This is a genomic window from Pseudomonas sp. GL_093, from assembly GCF_057837605.1.
In genome coordinates this window covers 5,701,384-5,724,562 of the sequence record NZ_CM174448.1, presented here as the reverse complement: position 1 = coordinate 5,724,562, position 23,179 = coordinate 5,701,384, and the positions used below count along the sequence as shown (strand labels likewise).

19 protein-coding genes are annotated in these 23,179 nt (G+C 59.5%); 7 read left to right on the top strand and 12 right to left on the bottom strand.

From position 1 onward, the window contains the following. Positions 1–11 precede the first annotated feature (11 nt). Together AC3IUE_RS26360 and AC3IUE_RS26355 are read right to left on the bottom strand one after the other, a co-directional pair. Positions 12–755: a phosphatase PAP2 family protein gene (locus tag AC3IUE_RS26360; protein ID WP_489264216.1), complete on the bottom strand. Its 744-nt coding sequence runs from the start codon at positions 753–755 to the stop codon at positions 12–14. 54 nt (positions 756–809) lie between these two features. Beyond that, complete coding sequence (locus tag AC3IUE_RS26355; RefSeq protein WP_489264215.1) at positions 810–2,759, bottom strand: LTA synthase family protein; 1,950 nt, start codon at positions 2,757–2,759, stop codon at positions 810–812. Positions 2,760–2,963: 204 nt separating this feature from the next. On the opposite strand from AC3IUE_RS26355, the gene colR reads away from it, so the two are divergent. The 5 genes from colR (at position 2,964) to AC3IUE_RS26330 (ending at position 6,693) form a co-directional block, all read left to right on the top strand. Further along, positions 2,964–3,647 (top strand): two-component system response regulator ColR, encoded by a 684-nt coding sequence (gene colR, locus AC3IUE_RS26350; protein WP_008155536.1) that lies wholly within the window; start codon positions 2,964–2,966, stop codon positions 3,645–3,647. After that, positions 3,637–4,914, top strand: coding sequence for a sensor histidine kinase (locus AC3IUE_RS26345; protein ID WP_489264214.1), 1,278 nt, complete (start codon positions 3,637–3,639; stop codon positions 4,912–4,914). Before colR ends, AC3IUE_RS26345 begins: the two co-directional genes overlap by 11 nt. A gap of 162 nt (positions 4,915–5,076) precedes the next feature. Continuing rightward, positions 5,077–5,745: a class I SAM-dependent methyltransferase gene (locus AC3IUE_RS26340; RefSeq protein WP_056742047.1), complete on the top strand. Its 669-nt coding sequence runs from the start codon at positions 5,077–5,079 to the stop codon at positions 5,743–5,745. A gap of 4 nt (positions 5,746–5,749) precedes the next feature. Next, positions 5,750–6,463 (top strand): lipopolysaccharide kinase InaA family protein, encoded by a 714-nt coding sequence (locus AC3IUE_RS26335; RefSeq protein WP_489264213.1) that lies wholly within the window; start codon positions 5,750–5,752, stop codon positions 6,461–6,463. 2 nt (positions 6,464–6,465) lie between these two features. Beyond that, the gene (locus tag AC3IUE_RS26330) at positions 6,466–6,693 is read left to right on the top strand and encodes a hypothetical protein (RefSeq protein ID WP_082555825.1); all 228 of its coding nucleotides are present in this window, start codon (positions 6,466–6,468) and stop codon (positions 6,691–6,693) included. A 188-nt stretch (positions 6,694–6,881) separates the two neighbouring features. Here AC3IUE_RS26330 and AC3IUE_RS26325 read toward each other — a convergent pair whose 3' ends face one another. From AC3IUE_RS26325 to AC3IUE_RS26295, 7 genes are all read right to left on the bottom strand, one after another. Continuing rightward, positions 6,882–9,908 (bottom strand): multidrug efflux RND transporter permease subunit, encoded by a 3,027-nt coding sequence (locus AC3IUE_RS26325; protein ID WP_489264212.1) that lies wholly within the window; start codon positions 9,906–9,908, stop codon positions 6,882–6,884. Positions 9,909–9,921: 13 nt separating this feature from the next. After that, the gene (locus AC3IUE_RS26320) at positions 9,922–11,070 is read right to left on the bottom strand and encodes an efflux RND transporter periplasmic adaptor subunit (protein WP_489264211.1); all 1,149 of its coding nucleotides are present in this window, start codon (positions 11,068–11,070) and stop codon (positions 9,922–9,924) included. Positions 11,071–11,319: 249 nt separating this feature from the next. Beyond that, positions 11,320–12,417, bottom strand: coding sequence for a DUF1513 domain-containing protein (locus AC3IUE_RS26315; RefSeq protein ID WP_489264210.1), 1,098 nt, complete (start codon positions 12,415–12,417; stop codon positions 11,320–11,322). Positions 12,418–12,431: 14 nt separating this feature from the next. Continuing rightward, positions 12,432–13,496 carry an imelysin family protein gene (locus AC3IUE_RS26310; RefSeq protein ID WP_046047112.1) on the bottom strand — a complete coding sequence of 355 codons (1,065 nt, stop codon included), beginning with the start codon at positions 13,494–13,496 and terminating at the stop codon, positions 12,432–12,434. A 26-nt stretch (positions 13,497–13,522) separates the two neighbouring features. Beyond that, a complete protein-coding gene (locus AC3IUE_RS26305; RefSeq protein WP_489264209.1) occupies positions 13,523–14,950 on the bottom strand; it encodes a di-heme oxidoreductase family protein in 1,428 nt (475 codons plus the stop codon). Between the two features lie 280 nt (positions 14,951–15,230). Next, a complete protein-coding gene (locus AC3IUE_RS26300; RefSeq protein WP_489264208.1) occupies positions 15,231–16,577 on the bottom strand; it encodes an imelysin family protein in 1,347 nt (448 codons plus the stop codon). Positions 16,578–16,869: 292 nt separating this feature from the next. Further along, the gene (locus AC3IUE_RS26295; protein ID WP_056741994.1) at positions 16,870–18,921 is read right to left on the bottom strand and encodes a putative bifunctional diguanylate cyclase/phosphodiesterase; all 2,052 of its coding nucleotides are present in this window, start codon (positions 18,919–18,921) and stop codon (positions 16,870–16,872) included. Between the two features lie 1,089 nt (positions 18,922–20,010). Between AC3IUE_RS26295 and AC3IUE_RS26290 the strand changes: the two genes are divergently transcribed. After that, on the top strand, positions 20,011–20,277 hold the full coding sequence (locus AC3IUE_RS26290) for a DUF6124 family protein (protein ID WP_046049726.1): 267 nt from the start codon (positions 20,011–20,013) through the stop codon (positions 20,275–20,277). 69 nt (positions 20,278–20,346) lie between these two features. Here the strand turns inward: AC3IUE_RS26290 and AC3IUE_RS26285 are convergent, their stop codons facing one another. The 3 genes from AC3IUE_RS26285 to AC3IUE_RS26275 all read right to left on the bottom strand — a co-directional run bounded on the left by AC3IUE_RS26285 (position 20,347) and on the right by AC3IUE_RS26275 (position 22,131). Continuing rightward, the gene (locus AC3IUE_RS26285) at positions 20,347–20,943 is read right to left on the bottom strand and encodes a superoxide dismutase (RefSeq protein ID WP_046049719.1); all 597 of its coding nucleotides are present in this window, start codon (positions 20,941–20,943) and stop codon (positions 20,347–20,349) included. Between the two features lie 176 nt (positions 20,944–21,119). Then, positions 21,120–21,722 (bottom strand): LysE/ArgO family amino acid transporter, encoded by a 603-nt coding sequence (locus AC3IUE_RS26280; RefSeq protein WP_056741337.1) that lies wholly within the window; start codon positions 21,720–21,722, stop codon positions 21,120–21,122. Between the two features lie 7 nt (positions 21,723–21,729). After that, complete coding sequence (locus AC3IUE_RS26275) at positions 21,730–22,131, bottom strand: ACT domain-containing protein (protein WP_489264207.1); 402 nt, start codon at positions 22,129–22,131, stop codon at positions 21,730–21,732. 96 nt (positions 22,132–22,227) lie between these two features. Between AC3IUE_RS26275 and AC3IUE_RS26270 the strand changes: the two genes are divergently transcribed. Continuing rightward, positions 22,228–23,121, top strand: coding sequence for a LysR family transcriptional regulator ArgP (locus AC3IUE_RS26270; RefSeq protein WP_008156078.1), 894 nt, complete (start codon positions 22,228–22,230; stop codon positions 23,119–23,121). The last annotated feature ends 58 nt before the right edge of the window (positions 23,122–23,179 follow it).

Below are 23,179 nucleotides of genomic sequence, written 5' to 3'. Positions count from 1 at the left end.
TGAACTGTGTATCAGGCGCTGACAGGTTCTGCCTTGGCCTCTCGCTCAGCCTTAGAGGCCGGGCGATAAAGGATGTAGTAATACGCCCCCAGACAAATCAGCCAGCAGAAAATCGCCGTCCACACATTGTGCGAAAAGAAGTGCGCGCCCTGCATCATCCGGCTGATGGAAAACACCGTGCCCAACGTGAAAGCGAACACAAACGCCTTGCGCGCCAGACGCGGACGACGGTCGCGCAGGACAAAGAACAGCGCAAACAGTGTGAAACCGGTTGCCGCATGACCGCCGGGCCAGCAACGGCCGGGTTTATCGGTGTGCGGGCGAGGGCTGAGCAACTCGCTATAGGTTTCGTGACCACCGAATTGCTCAAGGCTCCACGGGCATTGAACGGCCGTCACCGCTTTGACTGGCGTGACAAAGGAGGTCGCCAGCGCCAGGGACAGCACCAGACAGCCCAGTTCCCGTTTGATCGGTTTGAGCCTGTCCATGAAAAAGGAGGCGATGAAACCGAAGATGGCCAATACCGAGAAAGCGATGACCACCTGCTTGGCGCGGTCATGCAGGATCTCTTCCAGGAAGTAACTGTGCCGCCCGATGAAATCCCCCGCGACCGGGTCATAGAACAGCTTGGCAAGGTCCATGTCCAGGGACGTTAGTTCGAGCAACACCAGAGTGATCGCCGCGATGGCGGGAACGCCCAGGCACACCCAGAAATTCAGCGGGCGGGAGGTGGGGCGGACAGCAATTGATGACATGGTGGATCCTGAACAAAGGAAAAAGCCCCGGGGCATCAGCCCGGGGCGATTCGATTAATGTGCGCTGACTTGGCCAGTGCCCTCCATGGGCGCCTTCCAGCCAAGTAGCTGTTGCTTGAAGCCATAACTGGCGGTTTGGTAATAGGTGATAGCACGGACAATCAACGGATCGCTGGCGGTGGCCCGGGACTCGCGGCTCTCGGTCAATGCTTCATCATGGCGCCGCAGCCCTTGGCGAGGGCTCAGGATCGCCAAATCCTTGCCGTCGAACAAGCCCAAATGCTGGTAATTGCCAACGACCACGCGGGGCGGCAGTGGATTGTCCTGCAGCAAGTTGCGGCCGAAGAAGGTCGATTGATAATCCAGGTTCAGCAAACCCAGCAAGGTCGGCGCCAGGTCGATCTGGCTGGCCAGCTGCGCGGTTTCCCGTGCATCGATCAGCTTCGGTGCATAGATGAACAGCGGAATCTGATAGTTTTTGATCGGCAAGTCTTCCATGCCGGCGCTGCCGGCCGTGTGGTCGGCGACGAAGACGAAGATTGTATTGTCAAACCACGGCTTTTGGCGCGCCTGATCGAGGAACTGACCAATGGCATAGTCGGTGTACTTCACCGCACCGTCGCGACCGTTGCCGGATTTGATGTCGATCCGGTTGTCCGGGTAGGTGTAAGGGCGATGGTTGGAGGTGGTCATCAGCTGCAGCAGAAACGGCTGCTGTTTTGCGTAGTCAGCGTCGGCCAGTTTGAGGGTCTGCTTGTAGAGATCTTCATCAGCCATGCCCCAGGCATTTTTGAAGTTGATCTCTGATTCATCGACGCTGCTCTGGTCCACCACACGGTAACCGTTGCCACTGAAGAACGCGTTCATATTGTCGAAGTAACCGCGTCCGCCATAGACGAACACGCTGTCGTAACCCACGGCGCTGAGTTGCTGGCCGAGGCTGGCGAAACCGCTTTCACGTCCCACACGCTTGACGATCGAACGCCCTGGGGTTGGCGGAATCGCCAGGGTAATGGCCTCAAGGCCGCGATCGGTGCGGGTGCCGGTGGCATAGAAGTTGTTGAAGTACAGGCTCTGCTTGCGCAAGGCATCGAGGTTGGGTGTCAGGTTGCGCTCGTCGCCGTTACTGCCCATGTACTTGGCGCTGAAGCTTTCAATCGTCACCAGCACAATGTTGGGTTTGCGCACAGTGCCCGGGTTGTCGATCATCCGGCGAATGTCCTGCGGATCCTCGCCGATGAAACGCGCGTTGGGTTCGCTCAGTTCGGCACGAATCTGCTGAGCAACGATTGCCGGCGGCAGGCTGCTGTAGAACTGCGGGTAATCCAGTTCGTTGTTACGGAATGCTGCAAAAAACTGATAGGGCCCATTGCTCGCCAGTTCGTTTTGATAGGCATTACCGCCCTGGGCGCGCGGCGAATCCTGGCTGAGCAGTTGCAAGCTCAGCCCCGCGACGATCAACAGGCCCAGTGCATTCAGCAGGCGCCCGCGCAGTGGCGGCAACGGTGCGTCCAACGCGGCATTGAACGGTTTGCGCAACGCAAAGCTCAAGGCGACGGCCAACACGGCAAGGATGCTCAGCAGCGTACCGATCGGGTAGGACTCAAGAAGGTTGTTCAGCACTTCGTCGGAGTACACCAGGTAATCGACGGCGATAAAGTTGAAGCGTACACCGAACTCGTCCCAGAACAGCCACTCGGCTACCGCGGTGAACAACATGGCGAACAGGCTGACGGTCAGCAGTCCCTGAAGGAACCAGCGATGGCCGCGGCGGCGCCATAAGGCCGGTGGGCAGAGCAGCAAGTAGAGACCCATCGGCAGTGCTGCATAGGCAATGAAGCCCAGGTCGTAGAGCAGGCCGATGCCAAACACCGACAGAAATCCGCTACCGGCCTCATCCAGGTGGGTGAGCAGCAAAACCATCCGGGTCAGCAAGAAAATGACCAGCCAAGTGCCGGTCACGAGCAAGAGAAAGCGCATTGGCGCGGTCTTGAAGAGGTCCATTGTGTGTACATTCCTTTACAACAATTGCGTGGGATTCTCGCGCCTCCACTGTAGTCGGCTTGTGAATCGATAGTGAAAAACGTGTTAACTCTATCATTTGGTTGAGCGGATTGATTCCAGGCACCGTAACCCTAGCCCTCAGCCACACTTGGCCTTAAGCTGCGCGGGCCAAGACGGCCGTTACTGTGCACGCAGGAGATACCCATGCGAATTCTATTGGTTGAAGACAACCGCGATATCCTGGCCAATCTGGCCGATTACCTGGGGCTCAAGGGTTACACCGTGGATTGCGCGCAGGACGGTTTGTCAGGCTTGCACCTGGCGGCCACCGAGCATTACGACTTGATCGTGCTCGACATCATGTTGCCTGGCATCGACGGTTACACCCTGTGCAAACGTCTGCGTGAAGACGCGCGCCGCGACACGCCGGTGATCATGCTCACCGCCCGCGATCAATTGGACGATCGGCTGCAAGGTTTCAAATCCGGCGCCGATGATTACCTGATTAAACCCTTTGCCCTGTCTGAATTGGCGGCGCGCATCGAGGCGGTCATGCGTCGCACCCAGGGTGGCGGTCGCCGTACTTTGCAGGTCGGCGATCTGAACTACGACCTCGATACCCTGGAAGTGACCCGCGAGGGGCGACTGCTGAAGCTCAACCCGGTGGGCCTGAAGTTGCTGGCCGTGCTGATGCAGAAAAGCCCGCATGTGCTGCGCCGGGAAATTCTCGAAGAGGCGCTGTGGGGGGACGACTGCCCGGACAGCGACAGCCTGCGCAGCCACGTCCATCAATTGCGCCAAGTGATCGACAAGCCGTTCGCCAAACCGTTGCTGCAAACCGTGCACGGTGTGGGTTATCGCTTGGCCGAGGGGCGTGATGGAGTTTAAACAGAGCCTTGCTCAACGGATCATCATTGCCTTTGCGCTGATGAGCGCACTGGTCGCGGGAGCCTTTGCCATGGGCATTGTGGCGACTGTGCACCTGGTCGAAGAAAAACTGATTTCGGCAGGTCTGGGCGGCGATTTACAACGACTGTTGCTGATGGACAGTGTCACGGACTGGAGCCATCGTCCCGAGCCGGACCAGCTGTTCTATTTCAGCGGCGGGCCGGGGGACTTCGAACTCCCCAAGGATCTGCGGCATCTGGCCCCGGGCTTTCACGAAGTATTTCGCGAACAGCTGTCGTATCACGCGATGGTCGAAGTCGTCGACGGCCGGCGTTATGTGCTGTTACAGGATCAGAGCGATTTCGAAGAGCGTGAACGGGTGCTGTTTGCCGTGGTGCTGGTGGGCTTCGTCCTGAGTCTGGCATTGGCGGTGTTTCTCGGCTGGATACTGGCGCGCAAAGTGATGGCGCCCGTGGTGCGACTGGCCCGTCAGGTCCGTCACCGTGACCAATTATTAGGTCTTGCGCCACCGCTGGCGCCGGATTACGCCGCTGATGAGGTGGGCGAGTTGGCTGTGGCCTTCGACGCCACCCTCGGGCGCTTGCGCCAGGCGTTGACCCGCGAACGGTTATTCACCAGTGACGTCAGCCACGAGCTGCGCACGCCATTGATGGTACTGGCCAGTTCCTGCGAGCTGCTGCTGGAAAACCCCGGCATCGATCAGCGTGGACGTGCTCAGGTCGAGCGAATCGCCCGCGCCTGTGAAGAAATGCGCGAACTGGTGCAAACCTTCCTGATGTTGGCCCGCGCACAACGTGAAGACGCCAGCATGTCGCCCCAGCAGACCCTGAACCAGGTCGCTGATGGACTGCTCAATCTGTGGCGCGAGCCGATCGAGTCCAAGGGACTGACGCTGATCTTTGAACGAGGCAATCCGGCCAACGCTTGCTACAACGCAACCCTTCTGCACGCGGTCATGGGCAACCTGCTGCGTAATGCGCTGCATTACACCGAGCGCGGGTTCATTCGCCTGACGCTGACGGCCACCGGGTTCATCGTCGAAGACAGTGGCGTGGGCATTCCCGAGGAAAAACGCGAGGCGATGTTCGAGCCCTTCGTGCGGGGCAGCGAGAAACGCGGCGAAGGCCTGGGGCTGGGGCTGTCGCTGGTGCAACGGATCTGTGAAAACCAGGGTTGGAGCGTCAGCCTGACGAACATGGAACCCAACGGCTGTCGTTTTCAGGTGGAGTTGTCAACGAGTAACTGATCGCCTTATTGAAACGCATTAACCCCGTGCAATTGTTTTCGTCCCGTAAATCCTCGAAATGATTTGGGGTTTTACATGACGTTTTTTTCACAGCGGCATGACCTGACGCTGACACGGCGCGACCTATCGTGGGAGCCATCAGCAGCTCAGGAAACCTTGATGATGGACGGCCCGATCAAACTGGATTTTTCCGAAAAATACGACGATCAACACGCTCAACGATACCTGCGCAAACACCAGGATGGCTTTGGCCGTCGCCTGTCCCACTGGCGTGACGAGCAACTGGCGCGCAAGGCGTTGGCACTGGCCGGTGAGCCGGGGCTGATCCTCGATTTGCCCTGCGGTGCGGGGCGTTTCTGGCCATTGCTGGCGGAAAAAACCAATCGAGCCATCATCGGGGCCGACAACTCTGAATCAATGCTGAAAATTGCCATGCAGGCGCAACCTGCCGAGGTGGTGAAACGGGTACAACCCTTGCACACTTCTGCATTCGACATTGCCTTGCCTGATAACGCCGTCGACAGCATTTTCTGCATGCGTTTGCTCCATCACATCGGTGAAGCCGAGCATCGGCGGGCTATTTTGCGCGAGTTCGAGCGAGTCACTCGCGACAGCGTGATCCTTTCCTTGTGGGTGGATGGCAATTTCAAAGCGTGGAAACGCAAGCGCCTTGAGAGAACCCGTGGGCATGTAGGTTACCAAAATCGATTTGTGTTACCGGCTGCTACGGTTGAAAAGGAATTCGAACAGGCGGGTTTTCATATTCAGGAACAACTGGACTTTTTACCGCTCTATGCCATGTGGCGGGTCTACGTATTACGCAAGAGGTAACAGAATGGCAGTGCAATGTGCAGCAGAAACGGAAGTCGCTCCCCAGGACCGCTTCGATTATTTTTGGAATCAGCGCGGTGAATGGGTAGAAGAACCCAACGCCCGTCGCGGTGGAGAAAGCGGCGTGCAGCGCGTCGTGAGCGGCAATGGACAGCTGCTGTACGTTAAACGTCAATCCGGGCATATCCATCGCAGTTTGCTGCACCCATTCGGTCGGCCGACGGTGTTGCGCGAGCGCGATGCGCTCATCGGCCTGAAGCTGCTCGACGTTCTCGTTCCGGAAATCGTTTTCTGCGGTGCACAGCGCGATCCGGTGCATAAATGGCGCGCATTGCTGATCACCAAGGCGCTGGACGGCTTCGAGGAAATCGACCACTGGTACGCTGGCGGCGGTCGCGAGCGTCACGGTGAGGCTGTGCATGATCGAGTGTTGAAGGAACTGGCCGAGAACCTGGCCCGGATGCACAAGGGCCGCTGGCAGCACAGCTGCCTTTATGCCAAGCACGTATTTGTGCGCGTCACCGGCGAAGGCGAGGCTGCCAAGGTTGAAGTGGCCTTGATCGATCTGGAGAAATGCCGGCAGCGTTTGACCGCTCGGCAGGCGGCTACTCATGACATGAAGCAACTGCGTCGCCACTCGTCGTTCAGCACGACGGACTGGCAAAAACTCGTCTACTTTTATAAGACGGCGTTTGGCAGCGCTATCAAGGGTTTATAGCAATGAAACTCGAAATTGCACGAGGTGTATTTTTAATAGGAGCCTTGGCAGTTGCTTCATTGGCGGTGGCGGCATGGGAGCAGCCCCGCCCGCAGGTCCTCAGTTCAGTGAGCGGCGACGCGCATTGTCCATTGCCACGAGTTGCCAAGGCATCCGTGGCATCCCGCCCCGATCATGATTTATTGCTGTTCATGTTCGGACTTTCTCAAGGACTGAGGCCGCAAAGTTGAACAGATTGAAGCCCAAATAAAAGGCCTCGCAAATGCGAGGCCTTTTTTATTCCAAACGCTCAGATCGTGATGCCGAACCAATGTGGGAGCGAGCCTGCTCGCGAATGCGGTGTGTCAGTCAACATCAAAGCTGAAGGACACACCGCTTTCGCGAGCAGGCTCGCTCCCACAGGGTTGTGCTGCGTTCCCTAGGGTTTATCGGGTTTTGCCAGCAGGGTGTAAACACACGGCAGCACAAACAACGTAAACAACGTCCCGATCGACATCCCCGTGGCGATCACCGTGCCGATGTCGAACCGGCTGACGGCGCCCGCCCCCGTGGCGATGATCAACGGCACCATGCCGAACACCATCGCAGCGGTGGTCATCAACACCGGACGCAGACGAATGGCCGCCGCTTCCTCCACAGCCTCGCGCGGCGTCAGGCCTTTGTCCTTGCGTAACTGGTTGGCAAATTCGACGATCAGGATTCCGTGTTTGCTGATCAGCCCGATCAACGTCACCAGGCCGACCTGGGTGTAGATATTCATGCTCGACCAGCCCAGGAACAGCGGGATCAGCGCACCACAGATTGATAGCGGCACGGTCACCAGAATCACCAGCGGATCGCGGAAGCTTTCGAACTGGGCGGCCAGCACCAGGAAAATGATCGCCAGCGCCAGAGCGAAGGTGACCCACAGCGCACTGCCTTCCTGGACGTATTGCCGGGATGCGCCGGCATAGTCGAAGGCATAACCCACCGGCGCCTCTTCCCGAGCGATCTGGCGCACGGTGTCGATGGCTTCACCCATGCTGACCAGCGGCACCCCGGACAGGATGGCCGAGTTGAGTTGCTGGAACTGGTTCAACTGCCGTGGACGCGCCCGGTCAGTCACGGTGATCAGGGTCGACAGGGCCAGCAGTTCGCCTTGGGTGTTCCTCACATAATAATTGTTCAGCCAGTCGGGGTTATCCCGGAAGGGCCGTTCGACCTGCGCGATGACTTTGTAGCTGCGACCTTCAATGGTGAAACGGTTGATCTCCGCCTCACCCAGCAATGTCGCGAGCGTTCCGCCCAGATCCTGCATGGAAACACCCATCTGTGCGGCTTTGGCGCGATCGATATCCACCACCACTTCAGGTTTGTCGAACGCCAGGTCGACGTCGACGAAGGCGAATTTGCCGGATTCCATTGCCCGCTTTTTCACCCGGTCGGTCACTTGCAGCAGCGACTCGTAATCCTTGGCGGAGTTGATGACGAACTGAAACGGTAGCCCCTCGCCGGTACCGGGCAGGGAAGGCAGGTTGAAGCCGAAGATTTGCAACCCGGAAATGCTCTCCAGTTTGCGCTGGACCTCGGGCAGGATTTGCATCTGAGTGCGGCTGCGTTCGTTCCACGGCTTGAGCAGGAAGCCGCCGATCCCCGATTGCACGCCGTTGAAGCCATTGATCTGGAACGACGAGTAGTACTCGGGAAACGTCTTGAAGATCGTGACGAACTCGTCGGTGTAGGTGCTCAGATAGTCGAGGTTGGCCGGTTGCGGGGCGTTGGCCATCATGAAAATAATGCCCTGGTCCTCGTCCGGCGCCAGTTCCGACTTGGTGAACGTGAGCAGTACCGGAATCAGGCACAGCACGATCACCGCGAACACCAGCACCACCGGCCGGGTGCTCAGGGTTGCGTGCAGCATGCTTTGGTAACGGCGCTTGAGACCTTCGAATATCAGGTCCAGGCGATGGGCCAGACCGCTGGGATTTTCGTCGTGACGCAGCAGGAAGGCGCACATCATTGGCGACAGGGTCAGGGCGACGATGCCCGAGATCACCACTGCGCCGGCCAGGGTCAGGGCGAACTCCTTGAACAGCGCCCCCGTGAGCCCCGTCAGGAAGCCGATCGGCGCATAGACCGCCGCCAGGGTGATGGTCATCGAGACCACCGGCATGGCGATTTCCCGGGCGCCTTCGATGGCCGCATCCAGCGGCGTCTTGCCTTCTTCGATGTGCCGGTGGATGTTTTCCACCACCACAATGGCGTCGTCCACCACCAGGCCGATGGCCAATACCATCGCCAACAACGTCAGCAGGTTGATCGAATAGCCCATCATCTGCATGAAGAACATCACGCCGATCATCGACAGCGGGATGGTGACCACCGGGATCACCACTGAACGCAGCGCGCCGAGAAACAGGAACACCACCACGATCACGATCAACACCGCTTCGAACAATGTTTTGATCACTTCGTTGATCGAGGCCTGGATAAACAGTGTGGCGTCGTAGGCGATTTCACCTTTAAGGTTCGGCGGCAGCTGGGCTTCCAGGTCCGGCATGATCTTGCGCACTTCCTTGATCACGTCCAGCGGGTTGGCGCCGGGCGTGGCCTTGATGCCGATGTATACCGAGGGGGTGCCGCCGAAGGAGCTGATCGAGTTGTAGTTTTCCGCACCCATTTCAACCCGCGCCACATCGCTGAGCAGCACACGACTGTCGCCCTCGACCTTGAGCGGAATCGCGGCAAAGGCTTCAGCGGATTTGAGCTCGGTGTTGGCGTTGATGCTGGTGACGACGTACTCGCCTTTCACTTCGCCGGCGGCGGAGAGGAAGTTGTATTTGCGCACGGCATCGGTCACGTCGCTGGCACTCAGGCCGAAACCGGCGAGCTTGACCGGGTCCAGCCACAGACGCATGGCAAATACCTGGTTGCCGAGAATCTCGGCTTCAGCCATGCCCGGCAGGGTCGCCAGTTTCGGCTGGATGACCCGCGACAGGTAGTCGGTAATCTGCGGGTTGCTCAATTCCTTGCTGAAGAAGCTGATGTACATCAGTGCCGAGGCGTCGGCGGCTTCCTTGCTCAGCACCGGGTCTTCGGCGTCCTGAGGCAGTTGGTTCTTCACCTCGTTGGCCTTGGCCAGCAGTTCGGTGAACAAGCGGTCGCTGTTGGAGCCGATGCGCGCATAGATCGAGATTACCGAGAAGTTCTGGCGACTGACCGAGGTCATGTAATCGATGCCTTCGGCGCTCGCCAGACTTTGCTGCATCGGTTGGGTGATGTAGCCCTGAATGGTTTCGGCGTTGGCCCCGGGATAAGCGGTGGTCACCGTGATCAGGGCGTTTTCCATTTGTGGATATTGGCGCAGCGGCAACTTGCTCCAGGCCTGGAAGCCCAGCAGCACAATCAGCAGGCTGACCACGGTGGCGAGCACCGGGCGGCGGATGAACGGGTCGGTAAAAGCCATGGGGATTCCTTGATCAGTCCGCGCGAGGCGGGCTGTTCTTCTCGGCTAAGGTCTTGTCGTCGCTGATCGCAATGTGTGCGCCGTTGTCCAGTTTGATCTGGCCGGCCGTGACCACTTTTTCGCCGTTCTGCACGCCTTTGGTGATCATCACTTGCCCATCGCGGCGCTCGCCGGTTTCGATGAAACGTCGTTCGGCGATCAGGATCGGTTGGCCCTTGTCGTCTTTTTCCAGGCTGCCGTCTTCGGCTTTTTTCTGCGCGACGACATAGAGCGAGTTGCCGTACAGCGTGTAAGTGATCGCGCTTTCCGGCACGACGATGCGCGGCTGCGGGTCGGGCAACAACACTTGCAGGCTGGCGAACATCCCCGGCAGCAGTTTGCCGTCGGGGTTGGCCAGGGTCGCGCGGACCTGGACGTTGCGCGTGCTGTTTTCGACTTTCGGGTTGATCGCGCTGATGGTGCCGGGGAAGGTTTGTGTCGGGTAGGCCGCGACAATGATCTGCACCGGTTGGCCGAGGGCGATTTTCGGTACCGACTGCTCGGGCACGAAGAAGTCTACATAGAGGCTGCTGAGGTCTTGCAGGGTGGCAATCATGGTGCCGCTGGCGAGATAGTCACCGATGTCCACCTGACGAATGCCGATGGTCCCGCTGAACGGTGCGAGCAAGCGTTTTTTAGCCAGTGCCGCGTTGAGCTGATTGACCGTGGCCCGGCTCTTTTTCAGCACTGCAGAGAGCCGGTCGAACTCGCCTTTGGAAATGGCCTGGCTGCCCACCAATTGACTGCCGCGACCATAATCGAGCTGCGCCAGACCCAGGTCGGCCTGAGCGGTTTCGAGCAGGGCGGTTTCTACCACGCTATCAAGCAGAAGCAGCGGTTGGCCGACCTTGACCTTCTGGCCTGACTCGAACTTCAAATCGATGACGGTGCCGTCGGTCTCCAGGCTCAGGTCCACGCCTTGCAGCGCCTTCAGGGTGCCGACGGTGGGCAGGCGGGCTTGCCACGGCCGTTCGGTGGCCGTGGCCACGGCGACACTGATCGCTGGTTTCGGCACAGCAAAGCCCTGAATCATCGTATAGATGGAGAAGGCTTTGTAACCGGCCAGCACCAGCACGATCAGCAAAACAACACCCAACATGATCAGCATGCGGCGACGCAGCATATTTCCACTTCCTTGGAGAAAATCAGGTGAGACAGTCGGGCACATTACTCCGAGTGGGAGATTGATTCCAACTGGCAGAACTTACAGGTAGGCGTCACCCCGACCTGTAGCAGCTGGCGCAGCCTGCGTTCGGCTGCGCAGCAGTCGTGACATCAGACACCGCGGTGTGTCAGGCAAACCACGGTGTCAGGATTTGCGACTGCTCCGCAGCCGAACGCAGGCTTCGCCAGCTGCTACAAAGGACCGTGTCTAGATGAGGTGAAGGTGGTTGTCCCAGAGCCCTGCGGGTAGATCGAGGGGTTTTGCTACAAGGCTTGTCTGGCGGCAATCGTAGAACCGGCAGCGCCCTTGACCCGAGGTCACGACAAAGCCATCGGCTACCGCGCCGACCCCGGCGCAATCGGGAAGCGGCGCGTCCAGGCGCACCTCACCGCTGTCCAGGTCCCAGATGAAAAAGCGGTTGCCCCGTGGCGCAGTCAACGCGACCAGGCGCAACTCGCTGTGCACCGCGACGCTGGCGGTGTAATGCCCCATGGCCTGCAACTGATGCTCAGGTACCGGAAAGGCCACGAAAGGCTGCCCGGGACGCTTGATCGCCAGCAGCTCCGACGACTCGTGAGACGGCCCCATGAACTGCTGACCGGCGACGATGGTGCCGTCGCTGGCAATTCCCAAATGCCGCACGCTGTTCATCTGCTGGGCCAGGGTTTCCTTGCTCAGCAGGGTGCCGTCGCGTTGCATCAGGACCAGGCTCGGTTCCATGGCGTTGAGGTTCATCTCGACGCGGCTTTCGGCCTCGGTGCGAATGCCGCCATTGGCCACCACCAGGGTTTCACCATCGGGCATCCACGACACCTGATGCGGGCCGACGCCATGAGTCGAAATCTCACCGCTGTGGATAAGTCGCTCGCCTTCGAACTTATACACACCGAGCAAGCCGCGACCTGGATCGGAGGTATCGTTCTCGGTGGCGTACAGCCAGTCACCGCTCTTGTGAATCACCGCGTGACCGTAGAAGTGCCGGTTCGGCAGCGAGGTCACGGTTTGCAGCAGCGTGCCGTCGCGCAGGTCGATCAGGTAACTCTCGGTGCCAGGACGACGGGCGACGAACAGCGCAACCGGCAGCGTCGGGTGGTTGATGATGTCGTGGCAGCGCTGGCCGACCTGGGTGGCAAACACCCGGGTGCCGTCCAGCCGGTAACCGACGGCGTAGTGCTTGCCGTCGGTGTCGTCCCGCGCCGAAAGCAGCAGCGGGCTTTTGTCCTTCTGCTTGAACAGCGTCCAGCCGCCCAGTGTCACCGCACCCAGCAGCAAACTACCTAACGTCAGAGCCTGGCGTCGCAGCATGGAACTTGCCCTCATCAGTCACCGTCGTTGGCGTTGAAGCCCAGTTGGATGCCCAGCGCCTTGGCCAGTTCGCCTTCGTGCAGGCGGTGGACGACGTTGAGGCTGTCGTAGAGATCGTTGAGTTGCTGGCGACCGGCGTCATCGTTGAGCATTTCGGTCAGCGAGCGCTGGTTGCTGGCGAACAATTTCAGGGACGCGGCATAAGCGGCGTCGATCTTGTCGGCCAACGGTTTTTGCTCGCTCGGCAACAGGCCGCGCAGACCTTTGTTGTCGACGCCTTCCCACACCGTTTTGGCGGCGGCGAGGCTGGCTTCGAGGCCGGTCAGGGACGACTGGCTGCGCCATGCATCGGCCTGGAACGGTTGCGGCACACCCTTCGTTTGACGGCCCATCGGCGTGCCGAGTTTTTTCTTCAGGCTGTCGATGGCGGTGACTTGCACGCGCAACAGATCGGCGATGGCTTCGTGGGAATCGGCGTAGCGCTGGTTCGGGAATTTGCTCATCTGCGCGAGCATGCCGTCGGTGTTGTTCCAGCTTTTCAGAATCTCTTCGGCCAGTTGTTTCTGACGCTCGCCAATCGCGATCAGCAGCGGGCAGTACTTGGCTTTCTGTTCAGCGTTGGCCACATCAGGCTTGCTGTCGAACAGGATGTATTCGTAGGCGGAAAGGCCTTGAACCACAACGCTGGACTTGGCCAAGGCAGCGGCATCGATCTGCGGTTGTGCGGTGACCAGTTGCTCGACCTGACGGCCGACGAGGTTTTTCTTGTCCGGCCAGAACTGCACTTGCCAGGCGCGATTGCCCTCGGCCAGCGGCCCGATCAGCAGCGGCTGCAACTCGGCCCAGGCTTTCTGCGCATGCAGGAAGTCGGCGCGGGCGGTGTCGAGGTTTTCCTTGCCTTCGCAGTAGGCCAACGCACTGACAGCCAGCTGGCGGTCGGCTTCAACCCAGCGCGTGTAGGTCGGCAGGATCACCGACTTGGCGATGGCTGCTGACGTGACGGCCTGCGGATCCTGAGGTGAACAGGCGCCCAAGGCTAGCGCGGCAAGGCTGGTGAACAACAATTTGGGACGGAACATGTCGGGCTCCCGCTATGGAATACGTATTAAAGGGAATTCAAGAACGCCAGCAACGCAGCGCGCTGCCCGGCGTTGAAAGACAAAACCTGTTGTTGCGCCGCCGTGGCTTCACCGCCATGCCAGAGCACGGCTTCAAGCAGATTGCGGGCGCGGCCATCGTGCAAAAACTGGGTGTGCCCACTGACCGCCTGCGTCAGGCCGATGCCCCACAACGGCGGGGTGCGCCAGTCGCGGCCGCTGGCCTGGAATTCGGTACGGTTGTCGGCCAGACCGTCGCCCATGTCATGCAGCAGCAGATCGCTGTAAGGGCGAATCACTTGATTGGCCAGTTCAGGTTCTGCGGCGTTGGCGGCGGTGGTGTATTTCGGGGTGTGGCAGGACTGGCATCCGGCCTGGAAAAACAGATTCTTGCCGGCCAGCACCTCGGGGGCGCTGACATCGCGGCGGGCCGGTACGGCGAGGTTACGGCTGTAGAACAGCACCAGGCGCAGGATGTTATCGCTGACTTCCGGCTCGCCATCCGGGCCATTGCCATTCGGTGCCTGTTTGCAGGCGGTTTGCGCGTCGGTGCAGTCGTCGACGGGCCTCAGGCTTGTGGTCAGGCCCATGTCCCCGGAAAACGCGTGAACATTCTGTTGATTGAGGTTCGGTTGGCCGGCCTTCCAGCCAAATCGGCCGAGAACGGTTTTTTGCTGCGCGTCATCCCAGACCTGGTTCGGGCGCCCGGCGATACCGTTTTTGTCTTTTGCCTGAGCCTCGGCATTGGCCAGGATCGCCTCGTTGGGAATCGCTTCGAGCAGGCCCAGGCCAATCATTGGCGGTGCAACCCTGGCCGAGAAACGCGTGTCAGGGTGCATCGGGCCGTAGCCGAGCTGGGTGATCTGCAACATCGGTTTGCGCAACTCGACTTCGGTGCCGTCCTTGAAGCGAATCGGAACGGGCGTGTAATCGACGCGCACTTTGCCTTCCGGCACGACACCCGGCACGGACATGTCCTGGAATTGTCCGCCGTAAACCGGCTCCGGGACGACACCGAGCTGCTCGATGACCTTGGCATAGGCCGGCGCATCGGGAATCGACAGGCGTACCAGCATCGACACGGCGTTCTGCGCATCAGGCGTGGGCGGATGACCGCGGCCGTCCTTGATGTGGCAGCCCTGGCACGCGTTGGTGTTGAACAACGGCCCGAGGCCATCCCGGGCAGTGGTGGTCGACGGCGCGATCACCCAGGGATTACGGAAAAAACTGTTGCCGACACTGAAGTCCACGCGCCGTGACGGCGACAGGTTGGCGGACGGCAAAGAAAATGAGTTCTGATCGGTCTTGCGCACGGTTGCACTGCCACCGGACCGGGCTTCACCGGGTTCGGCCTGGGTAAAACGCGGGGCGTCATCGCAGGCACTCAGGCCCAGGGCCAGAAACAGTGCGGACAAGCGAAGAGGCAGCGAGGGCATCAGACATCCTGCAAGACGAGCAAAACAAGGGGCGCAAAGTCTAACAGGGCAGGGGAGATTGAATAAGAGGAATTATCGTTTGGTTGATTTGGCGCAGGGTTTTCCTGGAAACAATGATCCCCTGTGGGAGCGAGCCTGCTCGCGATGGCGTCATCACAGTCGACATTGATGTTGAATGTACTACCGCTATCGCGAGCAGGCTCGCTCCCACAATGGATCTGTGTTTGGCAGGCATGAAAAAGGCGACCCGAAGGTCGCCTTTTTATTCAAACAGCGTTGATCAGAACTCGTGATCAGCGTTGTCCGGGTTCAGGTCACTGATGCCCAGTTTGCCAGCGGCGGCTTCGATCGAACCGGTCTGCTTGACCAGGGAAGCGATAGCGTCGCGGACGATCTGGTTGCCAGCGGTGTTGCCGGCGGCGATCAGTTGGTCGTAGTGCTCACCCTTGTTGGCGTGATCGACCATGATCTGGATTTTGGCTTCGGTGGCGGCCAGGTCGGCTTTGAGCGCGGTGTCGGCAGCCGGGTCAGCCTTGGCCACCAGGGACGACAGGCTGGCGCCGGTCATTTTGGTGCCGTCGACGCGGGTGTATTCGCCCAGGTACACGTTACGAATACCTTTGGCATCGTAGAAGTGCGAGTTGTGGGTGTTGTCGCTGAAGCAATCCTGTTCGTCTTCCGGGGAGTTGGCTTCCAGGGAAACCTTCATGCGCTCGCCCGCCAGTTCGCCCAGGGACAGGCTGCCCATGCCGAACAGCATTTTGCGCAGGCCGGATTCAGCTGGCTCGGCTTCCAGGGTGGCGCGGTAGTTGTCGGCCACGTTCGGCTTCCAGTTACCGACCATTTCTTCCAGGTCGCTGACCAGCAGTTGGGTCACGGACTTCAGATAAGCGCGACGACGATCGTTATGACCGCCGGTTGCGCCTTTGCCTTCCAGGTAGTCGGAAGCTGGACGGTTGCCGGCGCCAGGGCCAGTGCCGTTCAAGTCCTGGCCCCAGAGCAGGAATTCGATAGCGTGGTAGCCGGTGGCGACGTTGGCCTCGGAACCACCCAGCTCGTTCAGGCTGGCAAGTTTTGCCGGGGTGATGTCTTTCACGTCGACCTTGTCTTCGCCGACCTGAACCTGGGTGTTGGCGATGATGTTGGCCGTGGCGCCCGGGTTACCCAGTGCGTGTTCGTAGGATTTGTCGACGTAGTCGATCAGGCCTTCGTCCAGCGGCCAGGAGTTCACCTGACCTTCCCAGTCGTCGATGATGGTGTTGCCGAAGCGGAACACTTCGCTCTGCAGGTAAGGAACGCGGGCAGCGATCCAGGCAGCCTTGGCGGCTTTCAGGGTGTCGGCGTTCGGCTTGGCGAGGAAGGCGTCGACGGCGGTTTGCAGGGTCTTCGCGGTGGATTCGGCATCGCTGTAAACGGCGAAGACGATGTCGGCGTAATGCGCGACAACGGCTTTGGCCCCGGCTTCATCGACTTTACTGGCAGCGGCAGGTGCAGCAGCCGGGGCCATGGTGCTGGCGGCCGGAGTCGGTGCTTGCGCAGCGACAGCTTTGTCTTTGCCTTCGCCACAACCGGCGAGGGAAATAGCGATGGCCAACAGACTGGCGGTAGCCAGAGGCATACGAATCATGGCGAACATCCTGCTTCGAGAAGGGGTGGAATGGCGCAGCAAGCGCGCAAAACTGCGACATAATGCAAATCTTTCGCATTATGTGTAAAGGGTTGTAGGTGGAAATATTTCTTATTCACACAGTCGGTGTGCCAGCGCATGACTTGTAGCAGCTGGCGAAGCCTGCGTTCGGCTGCGCAGCAGTCGTCAATCCTGACGCCGCGGTTTACCTGACACAACAAGGTGGCTGACTTCACGACTGCTGCGCAGCCGAACGCAGGCTTCGCCAGCTGCTACAAAGGTCTGCGTCGTTTCAGAGGATAGCGGCGTTACTGCGCTGGGCCTGTTTCAGATACGCGCTCAATTCCCGCGCCGGCAGCGGCTTGCTGTAGAGATAGCCCTGACCTTCGTGACAGCCCTCGGAGATGATGTAGGCCTCTTGCTCGGGGGTTTCCACGCCTTCGGCAATCACCTGCATGCCCAGGCTCTTGCCCAACTGGATAATGGCCCGAACGATGGTCGCATCGTCGTCGTCATCGAGCAGGTCCTGAACGAAGCTTTTGTCGATCTTGATCTTGTCCAGCGGCAGGCTTTTCAGATAGCTCAATGACGAGTAACCGGTGCCGAAGTCGTCGATCGCGATCAGCGCACCGGAGCGGCGCAGGCTCAGCAGGTGCTGGGCGGCCGTGCTGATGTCTTCCATCAGGCCGGTTTCGGTGACTTCCAGCTCCAGGCTGCGCGGTGGCAGGCGGTACATCTGCAGGAGGTTGTTGACCACCCGTGGCAACTCGGCGTGGTGCAGCTGCACCGTGGACAGATTCACCGCCATGCGCAGGTCGACGAAACCCTGGTCATGCCAGTCGCGCAATTGTTTGCACGCCTGATCCAGCACCCATTCGCCGATGGCGATGATGGTGCCGTTCTGCTCGGCCAGGGGGATGAACAAGTCTGGCGGAACCAGCCCGTGCTCGGGATGCTGCCAGCGAATCAGCGCCTCGACACCCACCACCCGGTGATCGCGATAGCTGATCTGCGGTTGGTAGACGAGGTAGAACTGGCCTCGGGCCAAGGCGTCGCGCAGGTCTTTTTCCAGCTCGCGACGGCGGCGCATCTCGGTGTCGACGCTGGCGATATAGAACTGATAACGGTTGCGCGAGCGAGTCTTGGCCAGGGTCATGGTCTGCTCGGCTTTTTGCAGCAGCTTCTCGGTGCTGTCACCGTCTTCGGGGAACAGGGTGATGCCGATGGTGGCGCGCAGGCGAATCTCTTGATGATCGAGGGCAAAGGCCGCTTCCAGGTCATCGAGAATGCTTTGGGCCAGTTCGGCCGCTTCGTAGGGTTGTTCGATGTCGGCCTGAACCAGGGCGAACTGGTCGCCGCCGAGGCGGGCGAGGGCGCCAAGGCGTCCGCTGTGAGCTCGCAGGCGATCGGCCAGGGCCAGCAGCAGTTGGTCGCCGGTCTGGTAGCTGAATTGTTCGTTGATGCCCTTGAAGTCGTCCAGGCCGACCACCAATACCGCGACCCGACGTTGCAACCTGCCGGCGTCTACCAGGATTTTGTCCAGTTGCTGCTGCAATTGCTGGCGGTTCGGCAGGCCGGTGAGGAAGTCGTACTGGGCCATGCGTAGCAGGCTGTTTTCCGCTTCGTGGCGCAAATGGGTGTTGCGCTCGATGGACTCGAGCAACTGGTTGGCGGTGTTGATCCAGATCCCCAGTTCGTTCTTTTCATGCCCCTTGAGCAGCGGGATTTTGTGTGCGCTGGGGCGATCCGGATTGATTTCCGTGAGGTGTTCGATGATCCGCGACAGCGGCTTGGTCAGTAGCCAGTGATAGACCAGGTACAGCACCAGCCCCATGGCCATCGCACGCAACACGCCGGAGATGAAGATGATCACCGAACTGACGATGAAACCCTGGCCGTAGGTGGCGGTGTCGAGGGTGATGCTCAAGTCGCCGTAATACTCGCTGTAAGGGCCGCGACCCACCAGTTGGGTGGTGAAGGTGCGCTCCTTGCCGAGGATCAGGTCGGTCAACCAGCGACTGTCGGAATGCTGCAGCTCGCGAGACTTTTGCGCGAGCATGGCTTCGTTGGGATGGCCAATGGAGGCCTTGCGCACAGCGTCGTCCTGAAACAGGCCTTCGATCACCTGCATGCCCATTTCCCGGTCCAGGCTGTAGACGGCCTGGGTCGAGGGGTCGCGGAACATGTCGAGGATGCGTTGGGCATCGCTGGCCACGGCCTGGCGTGTTTTATAGGCATCGAAAACGATCTGCGCGCAGCTCAAGACCACGCCGACGATCAATGCCGACAGGAGCACGACCCGAAGCAACTTCACCGACAAGCTGTTCTTGAGTTCCAGCTTCAAAGAGTCATTCCTTGTTCCGTGCGGGTAGCGTCAAGTTGCCATGAGTATTGGCAATCCGGTGATGGCAGTCAAAGGGACAATCAATCACATGGGGTTTTGCCTGTAGCTTGGCCGAAATGCTGTGGTTTGGAGTGTTTGTACTGGTTGTACTGTGTCGGTTGTTGGGGCCTTCAACTTGAGGGGGATTGGGACATATTTTCCGTTTGGTTGATGTTAGACGGCTGTGGCGTTGGGGCAAGGGGCTGAAGGCTGGTTTCATCGTGGGAAATCGGCCTGGTTTCTGTGGGTTACTCTGTGTACATATCCATTTCTGCGGTAATGGCCGCTAATGGTTCCGCCCTTACGGCGTGTCACTTTGGCAAACGCCCCAAAGTAACCAAAGGTCTCGCCCCGAGCGTCCGGCCCCTCGCTTAGGCTCGGCGTTCCTTCGCTCCGGCATTCATCTGGGGGCATCGCCTCCGGTCGGCTTCGCTTCGACCTCCTCTCGATGTGTTCGACTTCGTCGAACGGCGCTGCGCGCCTACCCCCCAGATGAACACCTCCACTCAGCCTCCCGAAGGGGCGGGTGGATCAAGATCAAGGGCTGCAGGCGAGCTAACGCTCGGCCTGTTGAGTGGTGAGGAGCGAAAGACGAACACTGATCCCCCTGTGGGAGCGGGCTTGCTCGCGAAGGCGGCCTGACAGCCGACCAATCTCTTTCTGCCAAACATCCAATCCCTGTGGGAGCGAGCCTGCTCGCGATGGCGGCTGTACAGGCAACGGATGCGTCCGTTTAAACAGCGGTAAAAAAACCAGACCTTTCCCACGAGGTTTTCAGGTTGCCCGTAGGAAGCGGGTTCAATAACCTTTTGGCTGTCGCTGAAAATCAGCGATCGGGTGTGAGAACTCGGCAAGTCATAGTCATCCAGCGCCAGTATCCGCATAATTGCCGCCAGTTTATCTGCTGCATATGCGTTATGGCGGCTGTGTGCGGGCAGACTTCGGTCTGGCCGGGTGTCTATGACCGGTTTCTCACCTCGCACATAGCTGCCACCTCTTCGTCGCGTGAGAAACGGCGAGGGAATGGCACCCAACGTCATAGGCATTCCCTTGGATAAATTAATCCCCGACCCACCCTTCAACACCACCAAACCCTACAGTCCCAACACTATGTTCATGATCGCCCCCGACATGGATACCGAATCCCTCCTGGCCCACGCCTGTGAGTCATTGGCTTCAGCCAACGTCTTGGCCAGTGATTTCGCCACCTACCTGACCGGCTCCCAGCGCAGTACGGCGTTGGCCATCGCGCAGATCGTCATGTTGGCGGACTTAGCCGTTAATCGGGCGTTGGATATCGTCGATCCGCAGGAATAGGCGTTCAGTCAGTTCCCGAGCCCATAAAAAAACCCGGCAAAAGCCGGGTTTTTTTGACTGGCGTCGATCTTAAGCGGTGAAGGTTTTGCCTTCGAACTGCTCAGCCACGAATTTCCAGTTGACCAGGTTCCAGAACGCTTCGACGTATTTTGGACGAAGGTTGCGGTAGTCGATGTAGTAAGCGTGTTCCCAGACGTCGCAGGTCAGCAGCGGGGTGTCGCCGTTGGTCAGCGGGTTGCCGGCGCCGATGGTGCTGGCCAGGGCCAGGGAACCGTCAGCCTTTTTCACCAGCCAGCCCCAACCGGAACCGAAGGTGCCGATGGAAGTCTTGCTGAATTCTTCCTTGAACTTGTCGAACGAACCGAAGGCTGCGTTGATCGCCTCAGCCAGTGCGCCGGTTGGTTGACCGCCGGCGTTTGGCGCCAGGCAGTTCCAGTAGAAAGTGTGGTTCCAGACCTGAGCGGCGTTGTTGAAGATACCGCCCGAAGAAGATTTAACGATTTCTTCCAGGGTCTTGCCTTCGAACTCGGTGCCTGGCACCAGGTTGTTCAGGTTCACGACATAGGTGTTGTGGTGCTTGTCGTGGTGAAATTCCAGAGTTTCCTTGGAAATGTGCGGCTGCAGGGCATCGTGTGCGTAAGGCAGCGGCGGCAATTCGAAAGCCATGATGATTCTCCTAATCAGGTCAGTTGCGGTGAGCGCAAGGCCGATCACGGGCGGCCAGACAAGCGCCGGGGAGTTTGTACTCTTTGCGGCGCATCGGATCGGATCATAGCACCGGGGGTGCGGCATAACCACGCAACAACTGTGTGGAATAGAGGTTCCAGAGCCTTTTGGAATAATCAGCTGGCGACGATTAATTGAAACGCCACGGTGAACATCATCACTGACACCAACAGATCAAGGATTCGCCAGGTACTTGGCCGAGCCAACCATGGCGCCAACCACGCCGCGCCGAGCGCCAGGGTGAAAAACCACAGCAACGACGCACTGGCCGCGCCCACCACATAAGCGCCAGGCTCTGTTTGTTGGGCACCGAGGGAGCCAATCAGCAACACGGTATCCAGATAAACGTGCGGGTTAAGCAGCGTTACGGCCAAAGCACTGAGCATCACCGCGCGCAGTGAACGCACGGTCTGGCTTTCGCCTTGTTGCAGGCTCTGTTTCGAGCAGGCTCGACGCAATGCCAGGCTGCCATACCAAATCAGGAACGCGGCGCCACCCCAACGGGCGACTGCCAGCAACGTCGGGTTCTGCGCCAGCACCGTCGCCAGGCCGAATACCCCGGCGGCCACCAGCAAGGCATCGCAGGTCACGCACAGTGCCGCCACGGGCAGGTGATGTTCGCGTCGAAGGCTCTGAGCCAACACAAACGCATTCTGAGTACCGATCGCCATGATCAGCCCCGCGGCCACCAGCAGGCCGTTCACATAGCTTTGCCACATAAGATGTTTACTCCGCGTTGGCCGCAAGGTCCCGCAGCACGTGCAGGGCGCGTTCGGCATCGGTCTGGCCGACGAATAAATGGTCGTGGTAATAGCCGGCGATCACGTTGCAGCTGATACCCGCCTGGCCTAATGCAGTGGCGAACGCGGCGGTCAGGCCGACGGCTTCGAGGGCCGAATGCACGTTCAAGGTGATCCAGGCCGCGACGTAATCGAAACTGAAACCGGCCTTCTCGGCGTGGGATCGTTCCAGAATCACCGTCAGACCTTCCTGCTCGCGAAAGCTGCCGACAATCTCAAGACCTGCCGGCAACTTGCCGTCGCGCAAGGTACAGAACACGTATTCGCCGACGTTGAGTTGCGGGCTCATGCTGCGCAGCAAGGTTGCCAATGAAGTTTCGCCAGCCATGTCGATGATCCTTGTTGAAGAGTTCTTGCTGGCCATTCTCCGGTGTCAGGATGTATAAGAAAAACCAATCATGCTGATCGCTCATTAGGAAAACTGATGTTCGACTATAAATTGCTTTCTGCCTTGGCCGCGGTGGTCGAGCAGGCCGGGTTCGAACGTGCGGCTCAGGTGCTCGGTTTGTCGCAATCGGCGATCTCGCAGCGCATCAAATTGCTCGAGGCGCGAGTCGGCCAACCGGTGCTGGTGCGGGTGACACCGCCGGCGCCGACCGAAATCGGCCGACGGCTGCTCAACCATGTGCAGCAGGTGCGTTTGCTTGAACGGGACTTGCAAACCCTGGTGCCGGCCCTCGACGAAGAAGGCCTGCCGGAACGTCTGCGCATCGCCTTGAATGCCGACAGCCTCGCCACGTGGTGGGCGGTGGCGGTCGGGGATTTTTGTGCGGAACAGCATCTGCTGCTCGATCTGGTGGTCGAAGACCAGACCGTCGGCCTCAAACGCATGCGCGCCGGTGAAGTCGCGGCGTGCGTCTGCGCCAGCGAGCGACCGGTGGCCGGCGCGCGCAGCGTTTTGCTGGGGGCCATGCGCTACCGTGCGCTGGCCAGCCCGGCCTTTATCGCCCGGCATTTTCCTGAAGGTGTACGTGCCGATCTGTTGTCGAAAACGCCCGCGTTGGTGTTTGGCCCGGACGATTTCCTACAGCATCGCTACCTCGCGTCCCTCGGCGTCGATGGCGGATTCGAACACCATCTATGCCCTTCGTCCGAAGGCTTCATCCGCCTCACGGAAGCGGGACTCGGTTGGGGCCTGGTGCCTGAACTGCAGGTGCGCGAGCAACTGGAGCGCGGTGTATTGGTAGAGCTTTTACCTGATAAGCCAATCGATGTGCCGCTGTACTGGCATCATTGGCGCAATGGCGGTCAGTTGCTGGGGTTACTCACCGATCAGTTGGTGCGTTCGTCGAAGCAATGGCTGGTGCCGTTGGACTGACGGGCAGCGTCAAGACCTCACGCCCTATGCAAAACGCAAAACGCAAAACGAAATATTC